The organism is Rugamonas brunnea (assembly GCF_014042345.1).
Lineage (GTDB): Bacteria > Pseudomonadota > Gammaproteobacteria > Burkholderiales > Burkholderiaceae_D > Rugamonas > Rugamonas brunnea.
Map to the genome: position 1 here is coordinate 1 of NZ_JACEZT010000041.1, position 3,080 is coordinate 3,080.

Annotated in this window: 2 protein-coding genes and 1 rRNA gene; 1 reads left to right on the forward strand and 2 read right to left on the reverse strand. The window is 56.7% G+C overall.

All coding sequences use genetic code 11. The annotated features are described in order from the left end of the window. Positions 1-98 (forward strand): 5S ribosomal RNA (gene rrf / locus H3H37_RS26305); the annotation flags it as partial. A 58-nt stretch (positions 99-156) separates the two neighbouring features. Here rrf and H3H37_RS25350 read toward each other — a convergent pair. Both H3H37_RS25350 and H3H37_RS25355 read right to left on the reverse strand, forming a co-directional pair. Continuing rightward, a complete protein-coding gene (locus tag H3H37_RS25350; RefSeq protein WP_182167771.1) occupies positions 157-1,350 on the reverse strand; it encodes a sensor histidine kinase in 1,194 nt (397 codons plus the stop codon). Between the two features lie 138 nt (positions 1,351-1,488). Further along, a complete protein-coding gene (locus tag H3H37_RS25355) occupies positions 1,489-2,859 on the reverse strand; it encodes a sodium-dependent transporter (RefSeq protein ID WP_182167773.1) in 1,371 nt (456 codons plus the stop codon). Between the last annotated feature and the right edge of the window lie 221 nt (positions 2,860-3,080).

Consider the following 3,080-nt stretch of genomic DNA (forward strand, 5'->3'; position numbering starts at 1 on the left):
AAGTTGGTCCCACCCCTTCCCATCCCGAACAGGACCGTGAAACAACTCTGCGCCGATGATAGTGCTGCAACCAGTGTGAAAGTAGGTTATCGTCAAGCTAGTTATTATGAAAAAACCCCGCTGACATCTGTTGGCGGGGTTTTTTTTCGTCCTTTCTCAGCTGCCCGGTTGTTTGGTCGGCGCCAGCATCGGCAACTTCAGCGTGAACTTGGTGCCCCTGCCCACTTCGCTGCTGACCTCGATCGTGCCGCCCAGGATCTCCGTAACGATGTTGTGCACGATATTGAGCCCGAGTCCCGATCCACCCACTCCCATCTTGGTGGTGAAGAACGGATCGAAAATCCGATGCAAGTCGGCCGGTTTGATGCCCATGCCCTGATCTTCCACCACCAGCGTGACCCAACCAAACGAAGACAACCTGGCGCTGACATTGATCGCGCCGTCGCAATAGCCATCGTAGCCGTGCAGGATCGCATTGTTGATCAGGTTGTTGACCACCTGGCCCAGCGGTCCAGGGAAGCTATCCATCATCAACGATTCCGGAATATCCTGCCGGATCACAAACGGCGTGCGCTTGATGGTCGGCTGCAAGGTCAGGATATTTCCAGCCACCACCTCGGACAGCAGGAAACTGCGCCTTTGCGAGCTGGTCTGGTCGACGGCGACCTGCTTGAAATTGGTCACGATATCGGCGGCGCGATGCAGATTGCGGGTCAGGATATCCACCGTCAGTCGGGCGTTTTCAATGTAGCGTTCGAAGACGGAACGTTTGACGCTGCCATCTTCGGCCAGCCCATGCAGGATGTCGCCTGTTTGGGTTTCAAACGTGCTTGCCGCCATCAGGCTGTTGCCGATGGGCGTGTTCAGTTCATGCGCAATACCCGCCACCATCGCGCCGAGGCCGGCCAGCTTTTCATTGCGGATCAGGTCTTCCCTGGCCTTGGCCAGAGTGGCGATCATGTCCTGCAGCTCGCGGTTGGCCTTGCGCAATGCGAGGTGGGTGTTGATGCGCGCGAGAACTTCTTCGATCTGGAATGGCTTGGTGATGTAATCGACGCCGCCCACATCGAATCCCGTGACTTTCTGTTTGGGGTCGGTCACGCCGGTCATGAAGATGACGGGAATGTCCTTGGTCGCCTTGCCGGCTTTCAAGCGCCGGCACGCCTCGAAACCATCGATGCCGGGCATGACAACGTCCAGCAGAATGAGGTCGGGCTCCGCGAATTCGGCGCGCATCAGTCCTTCGGCCGCAGTCTGGGCCAGCACGACCAGGAAGCCGTGCCGTTCCAGCCGGTCCAGCAGCGCGCCGAGGTAGGACAGGGAATCGTCGACAATCAGGATTGTCGGCATTGGCACATTGGGGAATGCACTTTGATCCATCTGGCGCCCTGGTGGAAGTCAAATCTCCCCAAGTATAGGCATACTCCGTTTTGGATAGGAAAAAAACACTGGTCCGTGAGCCAATTGCGTTGGGATTTTTTCGCTTTGTTAAAGTAGGTTCAGGCCCTTGAGCATGACCAGCAAAGTGAGCACCGGTGACACGTAGCGCAACAGGAAAAATGCGGCCCGCGTGACGGTCGGATTGTTCAATTTCCCTTGGTTGGACAACGCGTGCCCGAACTTTTCCTTGCCCCATACCCATCCCACAAACACCGCGAGCAAGATGCCTCCAGCTGGCAAAATGACATTCGACGAGATGAAGTCGTACAGATCGAACATGTTCAGGCCAAAGAGCTTGAAGTTGGCCAGGACATTGTTAGTCAGCGCGCAGGTCGAGCCCAGCAATGCCAGGCTGAGGATGGTCAGCATCGTGGCGCGGCGGCGTGGGATATTCAGGCGTTCGTGAAGAATGACGACAGGCACTTCGGTCAGTGACAGCATGGCGCCAGTCGCCGCGATGGCGGCCAGTACGAAAAACGCGACCATGAGCAACTGTCCCATAGGGATCTGGGAGAATACGGCTGGAATTGTGATGAATACCAGGGCAGGGCCAGCCGCCGGCGCGAAGCCAAAGGTAAAGACGGCGGGGAAGATGGCCATGCCAGCGAGCATGGAGACGCACAGGTCGGCCGCCATCACGCGCACGGTCGTCATCGGAATATTCTGGTCGTCGCGGAAATAGCTGCCGTAAGTCAGCATTGCACCCATGCCGAGTGACAGCTTGAAAAATGCCAGGCCCATGGCCGTCAGGATGGCGGAGGAGGTGATTTTGCTGAAATCAGGGTTGAACAGGAAAGCCAGACCTTCACTCGCCTTATCCAGTGACAGGCTGACCGCGCAAAGTACTAACAGCAGCAGGAACAGCAGTGGCATCAGTTTCTTCGCCAGGGCTTCAATTCCCTTGGTCACGCCCAGCAATAAAATCCCGCCGATGAAGATCAGCACACCCCACTGCCACAACAGCGATTGCACAGGGTCGCCGATCATTGCATTGAACGCGGCTTCCGTGACATGGGGATCGTTGCTCAGGATCGAGCCGCCGATGGCTTTGAATACGTAGGCGAACACCCAGGCGACCACTTCCGAATAAAAGGACAGGATCAGGAAGGCGGCGATCATGCCCGCGGCACCGATCAACCACCAAGGTTGTCCCTTCGGCGCCAGCTTCTGGAGTGCGGTAATTGGGTTGGACCTGGCTTGGCGCCCCACTGCGAGTTCTGCCATCATGACCGGCAATCCGATCACGAGCGTTGCCAGCAGGTAGATCAGCAAAAAGCCGGCGCCGCCGTTGGCGCCGGTTAGGTAGGGGAATTTCCAGATATTGCCCAGACCGACTGCTGATCCCAGCGTCGCGGCGAGTACGCCGAATCCGGAGCTGAAGGTACCGCGCTTGGCGGTATGGTTGTTGGCTTCTTGCATGGCCATGTTCCTTGTTCTGCATGCCAAAAGTGGCAAAAGGCCGGCATTGTAGCAGTTGTGCATTGCAAAAAAACCTTGCCAAATCCTCGCCCTGTTTGCTATAGTTCGGTCCCTCGCGAAACGATGCATCTGAAGTGCAAGTTAAGCGGGAAAAACGAGGGGTTGACGACTTATACGAAACACTGCATAATCTCGCTTCTCTGCTGACGAACAAAACGCTT